General features: G+C 67.5%; 15 protein-coding genes. 7 read left to right on the plus strand and 8 right to left on the minus strand.

What is annotated here, in order from left to right; all coding sequences use genetic code 11:
* Positions 1–221: 221 nt before the first annotated feature.
* A complete protein-coding gene (locus RPX00_RS06405) occupies positions 222–1418 on the plus strand; it encodes a glycosyl hydrolase family 8 (RefSeq protein WP_406638371.1) in 1197 nt (398 codons plus the stop codon).
* A 25-nt stretch (positions 1419–1443) separates the two neighbouring features.
* On the opposite strand, the gene RPX00_RS06410 is transcribed toward RPX00_RS06405, so the two are convergent.
* The 4 genes from RPX00_RS06410 to RPX00_RS06425 all read right to left on the minus strand — a co-directional run bounded on the left by RPX00_RS06410 (position 1444) and on the right by RPX00_RS06425 (position 4595).
* Complete coding sequence (locus tag RPX00_RS06410; protein ID WP_406638373.1) at positions 1444–1980, minus strand: M15 family metallopeptidase; 537 nt, start codon at positions 1978–1980, stop codon at positions 1444–1446.
* Between the two features lie 82 nt (positions 1981–2062).
* A complete protein-coding gene (locus RPX00_RS06415; RefSeq protein ID WP_406638375.1) occupies positions 2063–2860 on the minus strand; it encodes a family 1 encapsulin nanocompartment shell protein in 798 nt (265 codons plus the stop codon).
* Entirely contained in the window at positions 2857–3885 is a 1029-nt protein-coding gene (locus tag RPX00_RS06420) for a Dyp-type peroxidase (RefSeq protein WP_406638377.1), read from the minus strand. Before RPX00_RS06420 ends, RPX00_RS06415 begins: the two co-directional genes overlap by 4 nt.
* 95 nt (positions 3886–3980) lie before the next feature.
* A complete protein-coding gene (locus tag RPX00_RS06425; protein WP_406638379.1) occupies positions 3981–4595 on the minus strand; it encodes a TetR/AcrR family transcriptional regulator in 615 nt (204 codons plus the stop codon).
* A gap of 137 nt (positions 4596–4732) precedes the next feature.
* On the opposite strand from RPX00_RS06425, the gene RPX00_RS06430 reads away from it, so the two are divergent.
* Genes RPX00_RS06430 through RPX00_RS06440 form a run of 3 tightly spaced genes read left to right on the plus strand, consistent with a single transcriptional unit; the run spans position 4733 to position 8247 of the window.
* Positions 4733–5536 carry an SDR family NAD(P)-dependent oxidoreductase gene (locus RPX00_RS06430; protein WP_406638381.1) on the plus strand — a complete coding sequence of 268 codons (804 nt, stop codon included), beginning with the start codon at positions 4733–4735 and terminating at the stop codon, positions 5534–5536.
* 34 nt (positions 5537–5570) lie between these two features.
* On the plus strand, positions 5571–6692 hold the full coding sequence (locus RPX00_RS06435) for a DUF5938 domain-containing protein (protein ID WP_378299407.1): 1122 nt from the start codon (positions 5571–5573) through the stop codon (positions 6690–6692).
* 16 nt (positions 6693–6708) lie between these two features.
* Positions 6709–8247, plus strand: a complete 1539-nt coding sequence (locus RPX00_RS06440) for an acyl-CoA synthetase (RefSeq protein ID WP_406638383.1) — start codon at positions 6709–6711, stop codon at positions 8245–8247.
* Here RPX00_RS06440 and RPX00_RS06445 read toward each other — a convergent pair.
* Positions 8244–8981: an SDR family oxidoreductase gene (locus RPX00_RS06445; protein ID WP_406638385.1), complete on the minus strand. Its 738-nt coding sequence runs from the start codon at positions 8979–8981 to the stop codon at positions 8244–8246. The genes RPX00_RS06440 and RPX00_RS06445 overlap by 4 nt on opposite strands.
* Positions 8982–9129: 148 nt before the next feature.
* Here RPX00_RS06445 and RPX00_RS06450 point away from each other — a divergent pair, with 148 nt between their 5' ends.
* Both RPX00_RS06450 and RPX00_RS06455 read left to right on the plus strand, forming a co-directional pair.
* The gene (locus RPX00_RS06450; protein ID WP_406638387.1) at positions 9130–10332 is read left to right on the plus strand and encodes an LCP family protein; all 1203 of its coding nucleotides are present in this window, start codon (positions 9130–9132) and stop codon (positions 10330–10332) included.
* Complete coding sequence (locus tag RPX00_RS06455) at positions 10287–10577, plus strand: LytR C-terminal domain-containing protein (RefSeq protein ID WP_406638389.1); 291 nt, start codon at positions 10287–10289, stop codon at positions 10575–10577. The genes RPX00_RS06450 and RPX00_RS06455 overlap by 46 nt, the downstream gene beginning before the upstream one ends.
* 564 nt (positions 10578–11141) lie before the next feature.
* Here RPX00_RS06455 and RPX00_RS06460 read toward each other — a convergent pair.
* Positions 11142–12311, minus strand: coding sequence for a thioester domain-containing protein (locus RPX00_RS06460; protein WP_406638391.1), 1170 nt, complete (start codon positions 12309–12311; stop codon positions 11142–11144).
* Positions 12312–12578: 267 nt separating this feature from the next.
* Between RPX00_RS06460 and RPX00_RS06465 the strand changes: the two genes are divergently transcribed.
* A complete protein-coding gene (locus tag RPX00_RS06465) occupies positions 12579–13379 on the plus strand; it encodes a TIGR02569 family protein (protein ID WP_406638392.1) in 801 nt (266 codons plus the stop codon).
* Here RPX00_RS06465 and RPX00_RS06470 read toward each other — a convergent pair.
* Together RPX00_RS06470 and RPX00_RS06475 are read right to left on the minus strand one after the other, a co-directional pair.
* Positions 13372–14265, minus strand: coding sequence for a 2-hydroxyacid dehydrogenase (locus RPX00_RS06470; RefSeq protein WP_406638394.1), 894 nt, complete (start codon positions 14263–14265; stop codon positions 13372–13374). The two genes, RPX00_RS06465 and RPX00_RS06470, sit on opposite strands and share 8 nt — an antisense overlap.
* On the minus strand, positions 14262–15539 hold the full coding sequence (locus RPX00_RS06475; RefSeq protein ID WP_406638396.1) for an MFS transporter: 1278 nt from the start codon (positions 15537–15539) through the stop codon (positions 14262–14264). The genes RPX00_RS06470 and RPX00_RS06475 overlap by 4 nt, the downstream gene beginning before the upstream one ends.
* Positions 15540–15608 lie beyond the last annotated feature (69 nt).

A 15608-nucleotide genomic window follows, 5' to 3' on the forward strand; every position in this document is an offset into this window, starting at 1 on the left:
GGGAGCCGCCGAGGGTCGTGAGGGGAACTCTGGGGGAATCTGGGGCTGTGAGGGGTCCCCTCACGAACCGGCCCGGGGCTGGCGAAAAGGGTGGTCACGCCTAGCTACGGAACCGGTACACCTGCCTTCCGGACTTCAGGCATCTTGACACGATCACCCCACTGCAGCAGGCTTTTCCCGACGCCGCCTAGTTAGGAAAGTTTACTAACAAGGAGACCTGAATGCCCGCTCCCCGGAAGGTGGCGTTGTTCGCCGCCGCTTCGGTTTCGCTTACTGTGCTGGCTGGGCCTGCGGCCGCGGCCTCCGTCGCGCATCCGTTTCCCGCGCATGTCACTTATCAGACTGGGGTCCGGCCTTCGGCCAGTCAGGCTGATCAGGATGCCGCCGTCAAGAGACAGTACGACTCCTGGAAGAAGACTTACCTCCGTCAGGCCTGCGGCGGGTACCTCGTCTGGGCTACCGACGACGCGCCCAACAAGGGCACTGTCTCCGAGGCCCAGGGCTACGGCATGAACATCGTCCCGTTGATGGCCGGTTACGACGACCAGGCTAAGACGATTTTCGACGGGATGTGGAAGTTCGTCCAGGACCACCGGGACAGCAAGGGGCTCTTCCAGTGGGTGATCGACGGCAAGACCTGCAAGTATGCCGACGACGGCACTCCCGACTCGGCGACCGACGGCGATCTCGACGTCGGTTACGGGTTGATTCTCGCGGACAAGCAGTGGGGCGGGTACAGCGCCGCCGCGAAGGATTGGCTTGCCAAGGTTTACAAGTATGACGTCGCGTCCGACGGGCATCTCAAGATCGCCGACGACGCGGGCAATGACGATACCCGACCGTCCGATTTCATGCTTGATCATTTGCGCGCGTTCGCCAAATACGACACCGCGCACGACTGGAACAAGGTCGTCACCCGGACCGAGCAGTTGATCACGCAGTTTACCGCCAAGTATTCGCCCAACGCGAATCTGCTGTCCGACTTCGTGGTCGGTGCGAACACCAACAGCCCGAAGCCCGCACCTGCGGATCACCTGGAGAATCAGCCGGACAACATCGTCGGGTACAACTCCGTGCGGGTGCCTTGGCACATGGGCACTGACGCCCTCCTCTACGGCGGCAAGGTCGCGACTGAGGTCGCGAAGAAGGAATCAGCCAGCTACAAGAGCCACTCCGGTAGCAACCCGGCCAAGATTTATCCGCACACCAAGCTCGATGGCACTCCGACCAAGACCAGTGATCAGTCCGAGGTCGCGGCCAACCCAGTCGGGGTCGCCGCGATGGTTGCGGGCGATCAGGCTTGGACGGACGCGCTGTGGAAGTACATGGCGGGCAACCCGTACGAGGACACCTACTACGGCGAAACTGTCAAACTGCTCGTCTACCTGGTGATGTCCGGTAACTACTGGGCCCCGTGAGTCCCGGCCCGCCCGTGTGGACGCGCTAGCCAGCGGCGTTCGCACGGGTGGGCGGGCATTTGCCGCCTGGGGTGGTTAGTAGTTCGAAGTGCCACATCTCGTTCGCGTACACCTGGCACAGGCCGTATTTCGCGCCGTGCCGAATCAACCAGTCGTCGGCTCTCGTGGGGGCGACGTCGACGGCCTTGCCGGACACGTGTGTCGATTCTTCCGGCGTGTTGACGTATTTTCGCGCTTTTTCGAGGCTGCCGTATTTCTCGATGCCGCCCTCGAGCAGTTTCCGCTGGTACTCCTTGGTTCGCCAGCCCGACGCGATGCGGATGTCCACTTTGTACTGATGCGCGTCGGTCGCCGCCTCCTGCAAGGCTTTCCGCAATGCCGGATCGAGGTTTCCGACCGCCGGGTAGTCCGTGTCGAACGGGGTGAGCGTGACGTCCTCGGGAATGCCGCCCTGCGCCGGGTCGTGATCCGGGTCGTCGGCCAGCGCGGTGCCGCCGGAGCATCCGGCGACGAGCAGCGCGGGCACCACAAGCAACAAAGTTTTGATCTTGTTCCGCAGCACGCCGCAACTATCGCGAGCGGGTGTCCCCGGACGGTCCGGCGAATGTCCGCGCTGCGTAACAAGACCGCATGATCAGGTAACGTCAGGAAGTCAGCCCGATGCCCGCTTCGGCGGTGTTGACCAGGAACGTGAGCGTCTCGTAGAAGTACAGCTCCACAGTGGACGCGTCGTGGCTGGAGTAGCCGATGGACAGGTCCTGCCCGAAGTGCAGTTCGTAGTCGCCGCCGCGGGTGGACAGCACGCAGGCGCCGCTGATCGCGGGCGTGCGGATGAGGTCGCCGTCCACGATCTGCTTCAGGTGCTCCAGCACTGGATAGCCGTGGTTGGCCGCCTCGTACGCGGCGGTGAACTCGTCGTCGCTGAGCAGCACCGTGTACGGCCCGGCCACACCCGCGTCGCGCAGTTCGGCGATCGCGTCGCCGATTGCCTTCGGGTAGCCGGGAGCCTCCGGCGGCAGCGCGATCGGCGACAGCGACGACGCTGGCCGGATGCCGGTGATGCCTGCCTCGGCGAAACCGTCGAGCACGATCCGGTCCTCGGCGTACGCGATCTGCTGCGCGGCGTCCTTCACCGGCTGCCAGTCAGCGTCTTTCGCGCCCCATTCGACCGAATCGACTTCCTCGCGCGACACCGTGAACGGCACCCGCAGCTCCACGATCCGCTGAGCCGTGCGCAGGCTGGCCGCGACGCCGTCGAACTTGTCGCCGACGCGTTCACGACGCCCGGTGCCGATGGCGGCGAGCGCCGGGTCGCCGGTGACGACGACGTCCACCACCCGGCGCGCCGAGGCGAACTCGGCGAACGTGCGCTTCGCCTCCTCCTCCAGATCCGCCCACGCGGCGGCGGAGATCGGGGCGAGTTCGCGATGCAGGTTGTTCATGACCGAATGCTCCTTCGCAGGCTTCCGATGCCCAGCGACGTCCCGGCGGGCGTCGCGGCAGCCGGCGGTTCCGGCTCGGGCGGGGCGTCCGGCGGATCTTCGAGGAAGTCCGCGGTCGGCACGTAAAACAGCGCGCCGGTGAGAGGCGTGGAGAAATCGAGAATCCGGTCGTGGTTGCCCGGCGGCGATCCGACGAACATGTTCTCCAGCATTTTCTCGATCACCGCCGGAGATTTGGTGTAGCCGATGAAATACGTGCCGAACTCGTCGTGCCCGGGACGGCCGAACGGCATGTTGTCGCGCAGGATGTCGAGTTCGTTGCCGTCGTCGTCGGTGATCACGTTGAGCGCGATGTGCGAGTCGGCGGGCTTTTCCTCGTCGGACAGCTCCACATCGGACAGTTTGCGCCGTCCGATCACCAGCTCCTGCTGTTCGGTGGAGAGCGCGTTCCAGGCCAGCATGTCGTGCAAATACTTCTGCACGACCACGTAACTGCCGCCGTCGAACGGTTCGTCGTCGTCCACCAGCACCGCCTGTTTGACGCCGCGGCCGGTCGGATTCTCCGTGCCGTCAACGAAACCGAGCACGTCGCGCGCGTCGAAATAGCGGAAGCCCTGCACCTCGTCGATCACCGTCACCGAACCGCGCAACCGGTCCATGATCAGCGTTTCCAGCTCGAAGCACAGATCGAGGCGTTCGGCGCGGAGGTGGAACAGCAGGTCGGCCTCGGTGGTGACGCTCGTGTGCCGCTCGCCGGCGAACACCGGCAGCTCGTGCAGCTCCGCCGGTCGCGGACCGCCGTAGATCCGGTCCCACGCGGCCGATCCGATCCCGACGACGCAGGTGAGCCGGGCGCTGGCGTCGCGGAAGCCGACCGCGCGCTGCAGCCCGGGCAGGTCGGCGAGGAGGTCCTTCGCGGTCTGCTCGGCACCGGCGTCGACCCGGACCAGCAGGAAGATCGCCGCCCTGGTCAGCGGTGCGGAAACGGCCTGCGGCTCAGGCGGTTCAAGGTCCCCCGCTTGCACGCTAGCGCACCCCTTCTCGCCCGGTGATCGTCCGAGCGCATCCTAACCACGGACCGGCGCGCGCACCGGGCATCACCACTCGGGCGGGGTAACCGTCAGACGAAGTGTGTCAGCAGAGCCGCGACATCGGCTTCCAGCCGGTCCGCCGCCGTGTCCTGACCGGCGAGCTGCTGCAGCAGCGCACGCTGGAACAATCCGTCGAAGGCGGCGTACGCGACCTCCGGCGACACCTGCGCCGGCCGGTCGGCGAACTCGGTGTAGCGCCGCACGACGCGCCACACCATGTCCTGGCGCTGTTCGTCGATGTCGAGCACGTCGCCGCGGAACGACTCCTCGAACAGGCTCTGGTTGCGCAGGTCGTACCAGAGGCGGTGCATCTCCGCGTCGGACCGCAGTGTGGCGGCCATCGCCGCACCGAAGCCGCGCTTCAGCTCCTCGGCCGACCCCGCCTCCGCCACCACGTCGTCGTAGCGGGTCACGCAGACCTCTTCGAACTTGCGGACCGCGTAGGTGAGCAGCTCGACCTTGTCGGCGAAGTAGTAGTGCAGAACGCCGTGCGAGAAGTCGGATTTCTGGGCGATTTCGCGCAGGCTCGTGCGGGCGTACCCCAGCTCGGCCAGCGCCTGCAGCGCGGACTCGGCCAGCTGCTCGCGCCGCTGGGCGAACTTGTCCACCGAGCGGCGGGAGATGCGCTCCTTCGCCTGTGTCACATCCGGCAGTCTAGCGCGGCACCGTTTCTTGACGAGTGTCCAAGAAAATCTTGACGACTGTCCAAAATTAGCTACGGTGTGACCTACGCCGCACCGCGGGCACGGCGGCAAGGACACGTCTCAAGGAGGAGATGTCGATGGGTTCGTACGACCTGACCGGGCGCACCGCGCTGGTCACCGGCGGCGCGCAGGGCCTTGGCCAGGGCATGGCCGAGGCGCTCGCGAAGGCAGGCGCGGCGGTGGTGATCGGCGACGTCCAGGAGGACCTCGGCCGCCAGACCGCCGACGCGATCAAGCAGAGCGGGGCCAGCGCCGGGTTCGTCCGGCTGGACGTCACCGACGACGACAACTGGGCACAGGCGGTCGAGGCGGTGGTCGGCGAACACGGCGGGCTCGACATCGTCGTGAACAACGCGGGCGTGGAGATCACCGGTCTCGTCGCCGACCTCGACCCGGCCGACGTGCGGAAAATGCTCGAGGTCAACGTGCTGGGCACGTCGCTCGGCGTGAAGCACGCCTTCCGCGCCATGCGCCCCGGCGGCGTCGCCGGACGCGGCGGTGCGGTCGTGAACATCGCCTCGGTGGCCGCGACCATCGCGTTCCCTGGCATCGCGGGCTATTCGGCGACGAAATCGGCGGTCGACCGGCTGACCCGCGTCGCGGCGATGGAGGCCGGGAAGCTCGGCTACGGCGTGCGGGTGAACTGTGTGTACCCGGGCCTCGTCCCGACGCAGATGGGCAACCAGCTCGCGACCGACGTGGTCGACGTCGGGCTGTTCCCGAGCGTCGAGGAGGCGATCGGCGCGGTTGTCGCGCAGACCCCGGCCGGACGGCTCGGCGAGGTCGCGGACATGGCCGACGCGGTGGTGTTCCTCGCCTCGGACGCCGCCCGTTTCATCACCGGCGCCGGCCTTCCGGTCGACGGCGGCATGGGCATGTGAACCCCTCTCCAGCGTTCCAGCGAAAGGAAAACCAGTGACCAAGCCCGTCGTCGTTTACGGCGCGTCCGGCTACACCGGCCGCCTGATCTGCGAATACCTCCGCGAGTACAACGTGCCCTTCACCGCGGCCGGCCGGGACAAGGCCCGGGTCCAGGCCGCGCTCGACCACATTCCCGGCCTCGACACCGTGGATCACGAGGTCGTCGAGGTCTCGCACGAAACCGGTCCGCTCACCGAGCTGTTCCGCGGCGCGTCGGTCGTGTGCAATACGGTCGGCCCGTTCAGCGAATACGGCCACGAGGTGGTCCAGGCCTGTCTCGAAGCCGGGACGCACTACCTCGACACCACCGGCGAGCAGGATTGGCTGATCTCCGCCGAAGAGCGATACGGCGCGGACATGGCCGCCAAGGGCCTGCTGCTCTCCCCCGGCATCGCGCAGATGTACACCACCGGCGAGATCGCGGCGAACCTCTGCCTTGAGACGCCCGGTCTGGACACTTTGGACATCCTGGTGTTCTGGAAGGGTTATCCCACCGTCGCTTCCACCCAGACGATCCTGGTGAACGCCGCGCTGTCGGCCGCGTATTACCTGGAACAGAACGAATACGCGCCTTGGCCCGCCGATGGCGGGCTGCAGGACGTGGCGGTGCCCGGCCATCACGAGATCGGCCTCGCTCTGCCGTGGGGCGGCACCTCGCATCCGGTGTGGTTCAAGAACGATCCGCGCGTGGCCAACGTAAAAGCGGTCGGCGGCGTGTTCGACCGGGCGCTGATGCAGGGCGTGCCGCAGATCGTCGCGGCCGTGCTGGAACAGGTGAAAGACCTGCCGCTGGAAGAAAAACTCAAGGTGCTGCACGAGCAGGCAGCAGCGGTGCGGGACGAGATGCCGCCCCGGGAAAACCAGCGGATCAACACGTCGCTGGACTCGGTGCACGCGTCCGGTCCGCTCGGCCGCGCGCACTGCGTGATCCACGGGACCTGCAACTACAAGCAGACCGGGCTGATGCAGGCGTACGCGGCGTATTCGCTGCTGCAGCAACCGCCGCGGCGAGCCGGGTTCGCTTCGGCGTGCCAGGCGTTCGGCCACCGCGAGCTGCTCGGCGTGCTGCGGTCGTTCGGGCTGGTCTCGAATCCCGTGCTGACCGTGCAGTCCTGAGCCAGGGAGACGAGCGGTGCGACTGACCGATTACCTCGACAAGGGCGCCTCGCTGGGCCCGTCGGCTCCGTGCCTCACCACGGACGGCGGATCGCTCAGCTACGGCGAGGTCCAGCAGCTGTCCTGGCGGGTCGCCCGCGCGCTCGCGCGGTCAGGCGTGCGACCGGGCGACAAGGTGGCGATCCTCTCCGCGAACGACCCGGTGTCGTTCGGGTGCGTCTTCGGCATCAGCCGGGCAGGGGCGGTCTGGTGCCCGGTCAACCCGCGCAACGAGGCCGCGGAGAACCGGGAACTGCTCGACTTGTTCGACTGCACGTGCCTGCTCGTGCAGGAGTCGTTCGCACCGCTCGTTTCCCGCATCGCCGGCCAGCTGCCGAAGCTGGCCACGGTGGTGTGCCTCGACGGCTCGTTCCCCGGCGCGATCCCGCTGGCCGAGTGGCTCGACGGGCTCCCCGACGACCCGTGGCAGGCCGGTCCGCCGGACGACACGGCGATGCTCGTCGGCACCGGCGGCACCACCGGGCGGCCCAAGGGCGTGGTGCTGACCGGGCACAACGTCGAAACCATGTCGGCGCTGACGTTGATGAGCTACCCGTTCCAGCCGCGTCCGCGCTATCTCGCGCTGGCCCCGCTCACGCACGCGGCCGGGGTGCTGTGCTTTCCGGTGCTGGCGCTCGGCGGCGAGATCGTGGTGATGCCGTCGCCGGATCTCGGGCGGTTCCTCGAACTGGTCGAACGGCACCGGATCACCCACACCTTCCTGCCGCCGACGCTGATTTACCTGCTGCTGGACCATCCCGCACTGTCCACAACGGACTTCAGCTCGCTGGAATGCCTGTGGTACGGGGCCGCGCCGATGTCGGCCGCGCGGCTGGAGGAGGCGATCACGCGGATCGGCCCGGTGCTCGGCCAGCTGTTCGGGCAGAGCGAGGCGCCGATGATGATCTCGACGCTGGCCCCGGCCGATCATTTCCATCCGGACGGTTCACTGGCTCGCGAACGCTTCACCTCGGCGGGCCGTCCGACGCCGCTGACGCAGGTGGCGATCATGGCCGACGACGGAACCCTGCTGCCGCGCGGCGAACGCGGCGAGATCGTGGTGCGCGGACCGCTCGTGATGCCGGGCTACTACCGCAATCCGGAGGCGACCGCGGACGTCAGCAGGCACGGCTGGCACCACACCGGCGACATCGGCTACCTCGACGAGGAGAACTTCCTGTACGTCGTGGACCGGGCCAAGGACATGATCATCACCGGCGGGTTCAACGTCTACTCGGCCGAGGTGGAGCAGGCGCTGATGACGCATCCCGCGGTGCAGGACTGCGCGGTGATCGGCCTGCCGCACGACAAGTGGGGCGAACAGGTCACCGCGGTCGTCCAGCTCCACAACGGACGGACCGCGACGGCGGACGAGCTGCGCGCCACGGTGAAGGACGTGCTCGGCAGCGTGAAGACGCCGAAGGAGGTCCTGCTCTGGCCGGATCTGCCGCGATCGAAGGTCGGGAAGGTGCTGAAGACCGACGTGCGGGCCCAACTGCTGGCGGAGCGCGCCTAGAACTGACCGCCGCCGGCGTGCACCGTCTGGCCGGTGACCCAGCGGGCCTGGTCCGACGCCAGGAAGCCCACGATGTCCGCGATGTCCCCGGGCTCAGCGATCCGGCCGAGCGGCGTCTGGCTCGCGCTGTACTCGACCACGTCCGGCGGCCCGTCGGCGAAGAGCGCGTCGGTGCGGACCGCGCCCGGAAGCACGCTGTTCACCGTCACGCCGCGCGGGCCGAGTTCCTTCGCCAACACGCGCACGAACTGGTCGCCGGCAGCCTTCGCGGCACCGTAGATCGCGCTGCCGGGCCGGGCGGTCTGGACGACTCCGCTCGACACCACGACGATCCGGCCGCCGTCGCGCACCCGCTGGGCTGCCTCGCGCAGGGAGACGAAGGTGGGCCGGAGGTTGGTGGAGAACATCAGGTCGAACATCTCGTCGGAGGCCTCGGCGAGCGGCGCGAACCGGGCGATCCCCACATTCGCGACGACCACGTCGAGACCGCCGAATTCCTGTTCCGTGCGGTCGAAAAGGCCACGCAGCTCGCTGTCGTCGGTCACGTCCGCGCGCAGCGCTGTCGCCTGCCCTCCGTCCGCGCGGATCTTGGCGACGACGGCCTCCGCCGCGTCCTGATCGGCGCGGTAGTTGACCGCGACGGAGAACCCGTCCGCACTCAGCCGTTCCGCGATCGCCCTGCCGATCCCACGCGAACTCCCGGTGACCAGCGCGACGCCCGCTTCCCTCTGCACACCGTCATCCTAGGCCCGCCCAGGACACCCTCGGTCCGACATTCCGGGCACTTCTAGCGCAGTTGGGGGAAGTGGGTAACCCGACTAGGTGAGACGCCAGCTACCGTGGGTCTTTCTACCACCGGACGTGGCAGGAAGAGGAACCCCGATGCGTCGTCGCAAGACCTCCAGCGCACTCCGCGTCGCCCAGGTGCTCCTGGCCGTCGTTTCCCTGCTGGTCCTCGGCGGCACGGCCTACGCCTGGTCGACGCTGCACCAGATCACCGACGGCCTGACCAGGTCCGATGTCATCGGCGGCGCAAGTTCGCCGATGGACGAGCAGAACATCCTCATGGTCGGCCTCGACACGCGCACCGACGCACAGGGCAACCCGCTGCCCGACGACGTGCTCGACCAGCTGCACGCGGGCGGAGCCGAAGACGGCGGCGACACCACCGACACGATGATCGTCGTGCACATCCCGGCGGGCGGCGGGAACGCGACCGCTATCTCGATTCCGCGTGACTCTTATGTCCAGCTTGCCGGGAAGTTCGGCAAGCACAAGATCAACTCGGCTTATACGTATGGGCAGACGGCCCGGAAGACTGAGTTGAAGGCGCAGGGGGTTTCGGGGGCGCAGCTGGAGACCGACTCGGCTCAGGCTGGGGCCAAGACTGCGATCGATACTGTGCAGCAGTTGACTGGGTTGACTATCACGCATTATGCGGCGGTCAACCTGGCTGGGTTTTACTACGTGAGCCAGGCTGTCGGCGGGGTTCCGGTTTGTCTCAAGGCTCCGGTTAAGGATAGTTACTCGGGGGCTAATTTTGCGGCTGGGCCGCAGAATGTGGGCGGGGCCCAGGCGTTGCAGTTCGTGCGGCAGCGGCATGGGTTGCCCAATGGGGACCTGGATCGGATCAAGCGGCAGCAGGTTTTTATGGCCAGTATGGCCAAGACGATTCTTTCTGCTGGGACGTTGGCGGATCCCGGGAAGTTGGATGCGCTGATCGGGGCGGTCAAGAAGGCCGTTGTTGTCGATACTGACTGGGATTTGCTGGGGTTTGCTCAGCAGTTGCATGGGATGAGTGCTGGGAGTATTAACTTCGTTACCATTCCGGTGGTCAGTATTACGTTGAAGACGCCTAATGACGGGGATGCCGTGCAGGTGGATCCTCAGCAGGTGCAGAAGTTTGTTCGGGAGCAGGTGGGGGTGCTCCTGCTTCTTCTGCTGCTCCGCCGCCTTCGTCTTCTTCTGGGGATCCGGCGTTGGCTTCGTATGTGGTGGATGTGCGGAACTCGTCTGGGGTGGATGGGCTGGCTAATCGGGTGGCGGACAAGCTTGCTGCTGCGGGGTATCAGCGGGGGTCGGTGAGCAATAGTGCTGCTCGGCGGACTTCTACTGTTTATTACGGGTCTGGGCAGCGTGCACAGGCTGAGCGGATCGCGGAGAAGCTTGGTGGGGTTGCGGTGGCTTCGGACTCGTCGTTGGAGAAGGATCATTTCCGGGTTTATCTGGGGCAGAAGTATTCGGATGATTCTGGGGTGCATCCGGCTGCTGCTCCTGCGGATCCTCCTCCTGCGGATATTACTGCTGATGGGGTTACTTGTGTGAACTGAGGTTGTTGCGGTGGGGCACCCCGAAGCCCGAGTGTGACTACGGTCTGGGGCTGCTTGTCAAGGCGGGAAAGATGCCTTGACAAGCAGCCCCAGACCGTGTTTTGGCTTCGTATCGGGGTGCGGGGGTGGTGTGGGTGCCTCGCTGCTTTGGGTGCATCGGCGGCGGTTTCGGGTGGGGTGGGGCTAGCGCCCCAATGTGGCGTTGGGTGCGTCAGACGCACCCAACGCCGCATTGGGTGCGTCGCATGCACCCAATGCCACATTGGGGCGCAACGGCCGCTGGGGCGGGTCGTGAAGGGGCCCTTGAGGGAATCCAAGTGCGGGAAGGGGTTCTTCACGGACCGCTGGGGCCGCTGGGGATCGCTGCGGGAGTCGTGAAGGGTCCCCTGAGGGAATCTGCGTCCGTGAGGGTTCCCCTCACGGACGCCTGGTGCGGGGAGCAGGGGCGCCCGTGGCGGACTTTTGGCGAGGCGCGGCGGCAGGGAGGAGAGCCCGGGAAATGCGAAAGCGGGCCGGCCCCACCAAAGGGGACCGGCCCGCTGTGCGCGTGGGCTGCTAGCTAACTCAGGCGTTGCTCCGGCGGCGGCGGACCACCAGGATCATCGCACCGCCTGCGATGACCAGGGCTGCGCCGATGCCGATGGGCAGGGCGGCGTTCACGCCGGTGTTCGCCAGCGGGGTCTGGCCCGAGTTGTTGCCCGCGGCGGGGGCGGTCGTCGCGGGGGCGGTGGTGACCGGGCCCGTTTCGGTCCAGGTGCCGGTTGCGGCGGCCTCGACCGTGCTCTTCTGCGACTGTGCCACGATCAGCGACTGCGCGGGCTTGCTCTCGTAGTTCTTGGCCACGAAGAGGCGACCGGTGTTGACGTCGCCGGCGGCCTTCACCGCGAGTTCGGCCGTGCCGGGCTTCGCGTCCTTCGGGACGTCCAGGAACAGCTTCGTGCCGTTCTTGATCGCCGAGGACTTGATCTCTTCACCATTCTCACCGACGACCTTCACGCCCTCGGGGAGCTTGCTGGTGAAGTCGGTGATGCTGCCGGTGGTGGCGATGGTGAACGGGCCGATCTTCGAGCCCGCTTCGCCGCTTGCCTTCGCGGGGGTGATGCTCAGCCCGGGCTTCTTCTCCTCGACGCCGGTGTTCGCGTCGCCGGTCAGGTAGTTGTACAGCGCGAGGACGTCAGCCGCCTCGTCCGGGGAGCCGTTGGCCAGCGGGTTCTCGGCGTCGAGGTCCTTGCCGTCGCTGTAGTGCCACACCGCGGCCTGCGTCGCGGTCAGCGCTTCCTTCGTGGACAGACCGTCGTGCAGCTTGGCGCCCTTGCCGGTCAGCGTCTTCTCAAGCGACGCCACGTCCTCGTAGGGGTAGCTGTGGTGCAGCACCCAGTTGATGTTCTTGTTGTTCTTGCGGAACGGCGACTTCGCGTCGGGGTAGGCGTCCCACGCGTGTTCGATCATCGTTTCGCCGAAGCGCGCGCCGACCTCGATCTGCACGCAGTACATCTTCGAGATGGCGCCGTCGGACAGCTTGAAGTTGAACAGCGTCGTCTGGACCTTGCCCTTGTCGGCGATGTTGACGTCGAAGCCCGACGTGCCGCCGTACACCAGCTCGCCCGAGGCCGCGCCGCTGCGCACCGAGGGGGCGTTGTCGTCGGCGAGGGCGACCGGCGCGGCGATCATGAGCGCCGCTGCCGCGGACGCCGCCGCGGCCCCTCCCCGGACCAGAATTGACCTGCCGTGCATGCTTTCTCCCATCGAGTCCCGAACCACGAACGACGGACCGCGTGAGACCACATCTCCCCGACCACGACGGCCACCAATTCGGGTGAAGAATCCACCCAGTCAAGCGATGGCGAAGCATACACAGGGCTCACACGCGCACTGTGAGTGGTCCCCTGATTGCGCTTTTGTCCCTCTGAGGGGAGTCGTTCCTCCCCTTGTGTTGCCCTGGGTAGGTGTGCACGGAGCTGCGGGAATACGCTGGAATGCCGCTGAAGAAAGGTCTCTCCGTTGATCGCGCCACCTCCGGCGGACGTGCTGGCCTCGTTCGGATGCGACGGTGCCCCGGTCCGGCTGGACGGCGGGAAGGGCGGGAGCTGGCGCGTCGGCGACGTCGTGGTGAAACCGGTGGAGTTCGCTCCGGAAACGCGATGGCGGCAGGAGGCGCTCGCGGCGGTGCCGGAGTCCGCCGAGTTCCGGATCGCGCGTCCGGTTCGGACTCTCGACGGGGACTGGATCGCTGGTGCCGCAGACGCCGGATGGGAAGCCAGCCAGGTGGTGCCCGGACACGTGGACACCGGACGCCCGGACGACGCCATTCGCGCCGGGATCGCGTTTCACCAGGCCGTCGCGCGGCTGCCTCGCCCGGGGTTTCTCGATCTCCGGCGCGATCCCTGGGCGGTCGGCGATCGCGTCGCCTGGGAGGAATTGCCGCCGGAGGTCTCGCCGAGCGCCCAGGCGCTGCTCGAGCCGTTGCTCGCCGCGCGGCGTTCAGTGGATCTTCCCGCGCAGGTCGTGCACGGTGATCTTCCCGGCAACGTCCTGTTCGCACCGGGACAGCCGCCCGCGGTGATCGACTGGGCGGTCTACTGGCGTCCCCCGTCGTGGGCCGCCGCGGTGGCTGTCGCCGACGCGTTGTGCTGGTACCAGGCGGCTCCCGGCCTCGTCGACCGCTGGGCACGGCTGCCGGAATGGCGGCAGATGCTGATCCGCGCGCTGGTCTACCGGATCGTCACGCACGACCTGGCCGGGCACTGGGCTCCGGACCAGGTCGCGGCTTACCGGCCCGCCATCGCGGCGGTGCTCAGTTGACCAGGTTCTCCAGCGGCTCGCCCTTCGCGTAGTGCGCGAGCTGGCGCTCGGCCAGCCGCTTCGCGCGCGGGTAGAACGAGTCCGAGCCGCCGGCGATGTGCGGGGTGATGATCGCGCCGTCGAGCGTCCACAGTGGATGGTCGGCGGGCAGGGGTTCCGGGTCCACGACGTCGAGCGCCGCGCGCAGGCGGCCAGCGGACACCTCGGCGGTGAGCGCGGCGGTGTCGATCGCGGTGCCGCGGCCGACGTTCACGACCAGCGCCGAATCCGGCAGCAAGGCCAGTTCCGAGGTGCCGAAGAGGCCCTGGGTCTGCGGAGTGTCGGGCAGGACCAGCACCACGATGTCCGCGGTCGGCAGGAGATCCGGCAGTTCGGCGATGCCGTGCACCCCGGAGCGGGCCGTGCTGGCGACCCGGACGACCTCGGCCTCGCCGGCCTCCAGGTACCGCTCGATGGCGCGGCCGATCGAACCGTAGCCGACCAGCAGGACCCGGCAGTCGGCGAGCGAACGCGTGTGCTCCCGCTCCCACGAACCAGTGCGCTGCTGCGCGAACCAGCGCGGGAAATACCGTTGCGCGGCAAGGATCAGCGCGAGCGCGTGCTCGGCGACGCTGAGGTCGTGCAGGCTCCGGCCGTTCGCCAGCTGAACGCCGGACGGGACGAGCGGCAGCAGGTTGTCGTAACCGGCGGACAGCGTCTGCACCACGCGCAGCGACGGCAGCTGCGGGATGAGCTTCGCCGCGGCCGGGCCCTGGTCGTAGGGCAGGACGTAGAACTCGACGTCGTCGAGGCCGTCCGGCGGGGTGCCGCGGCCGTCCCACACGACCGCGTTCAGTTCGGCCGGAACGGAAATGTCGGACCAGGGCACCAGTACACGCGCGGTCATGCTCGCCTTTCCTTCGTCTTCACCGGAACCGCGAGCACCAGCACCGCGGCTGCGGCCATTGTCCCCGCCAGCATCAAGAACGCGGCAGCCGTGCCGCCGGTCGCGGATTCGAGCCAGCCGACCAGGTAGGTCCCGAGGAACCCGCCGAGCGCGCCGGCGGCGTTGACCACCGCGACCGCCACGCTGGCGGTCCGCTGCGGCAGCAGCTCGGAAATCATCGCGAAAAACGGACCGTACGGCGCGTACAACGCCACCGCGGCGATCGCCAGCAGCACGAACGCCCACCAGAAATGCTGCTTTCCCAGCAGATACGAACCGTAGAACGCGACCGCGCCGCCGAGCAGCCACGGCCACACGTACCGACGCCGCACGCCGGACCGGTCCGAGCCGCGCGAGTTGATCAGCATCGCCACCACGGCGAACGCGTACGGAATCGCCGACAGCAGGCCGGTCGCGCCGATCCCGGCTGACGAACCCGCCTTGACGATCGACGGCAGCCAGAACACGAAGCCGTAAACCCCGATGCTCCACAACAGATACTGCGCGGACAGCAGCAGAACCGCCTTGGACCGCAACGCTTCCCGCACCGGACGGTCGGCCGGTTCCGGCAGCTGCGCCTGTTCCGCGGCGATCGCGCGCTCGACAGCATCGCGGCCGGTCGGGTCGAGCCACGGCGTGTCGGCGGGCCGGTCGCGGACCTGCGCGCGGAACACGAAAGCCCAGATCAGCGCCGGGACTCCCTCGATGATGAACATGCCGCGCCAGGACGTCGCCTCGATCAGGTATCCCGACACCGCCGACAGCCACATCACCGTGACCGGGTTGCCGAGGATCAGGAAAGCGTTGGCACGCCCGCGTTCGGCCTTGGTGAACCACCGCGCGAGCAGGACCACGAGCGCGGGCAGCACCGCCGCTTCCACCGCGCCGAGCAGGAACCGGACCACGATCAGCACCGGCACCGAGCTGAGTAGGCCCTGCGCGGTCGCGAGGACGCCCCACGCGAGCACCGACCAGAAGATCAGGCTGCGCACGCTGCGGCGGTCGGCGTAGAGCACGCCGGGGACCTGCAGCAGGAAGTACCCGAGGAAGAACGAAGCGGCGATCAGCCCGGACGTCGTGCTCGTGAGGTTCAGTTCCTCGGCCATGCCGCCCGCGGTCGCGATCGAGAAGTTCGACCGGTCGAGGTAGGCGAGGCTGTAGGTGACGAAGACGATCGGGATCAGCCGCAGCCAGCGCTGCCTCCCGAGCGCGCCCGCCTGCTCGACGGTGTTCATCCGGTACTCCTGTCGCCGCTGACTCAAGCCCTTGACGCGCTTTCCGTCATATGGAAAGCTATTCCGCAA

This window comes from Amycolatopsis sp. WGS_07 (assembly GCF_045278895.1).
Lineage (GTDB): Bacteria > Actinomycetota > Actinomycetes > Mycobacteriales > Pseudonocardiaceae > Amycolatopsis.

Coding starts and splice junctions, on each gene's coding strand:
- RPX00_RS06405 (WP_406638371.1), top strand. CDS start 222: ATGCCCGCTCCCCGGAAGGTGGCGTTGTTCGCCGCCGCTTCGGTTTCG.
- RPX00_RS06415 (WP_406638375.1), bottom strand. CDS start 2,860: ATGAACAACCTGCATCGCGAACTCGCCCCGATCTCCGCCGCCGCGTGG.
- RPX00_RS06430 (WP_406638381.1), top strand. CDS start 4,733: ATGGGTTCGTACGACCTGACCGGGCGCACCGCGCTGGTCACCGGCGGC.
- RPX00_RS06450 (WP_406638387.1), top strand. CDS start 9,130: ATGCGTCGTCGCAAGACCTCCAGCGCACTCCGCGTCGCCCAGGTGCTC.
- RPX00_RS06460 (WP_406638391.1), bottom strand. CDS start 12,311: ATGCACGGCAGGTCAATTCTGGTCCGGGGAGGGGCCGCGGCGGCGTCC.
- RPX00_RS06470 (WP_406638394.1), bottom strand. CDS start 14,265: ATGACCGCGCGTGTACTGGTGCCCTGGTCCGACATTTCCGTTCCGGCC.
- RPX00_RS06475 (WP_406638396.1), bottom strand. CDS start 15,539: ATGAACACCGTCGAGCAGGCGGGCGCGCTCGGGAGGCAGCGCTGGCTG.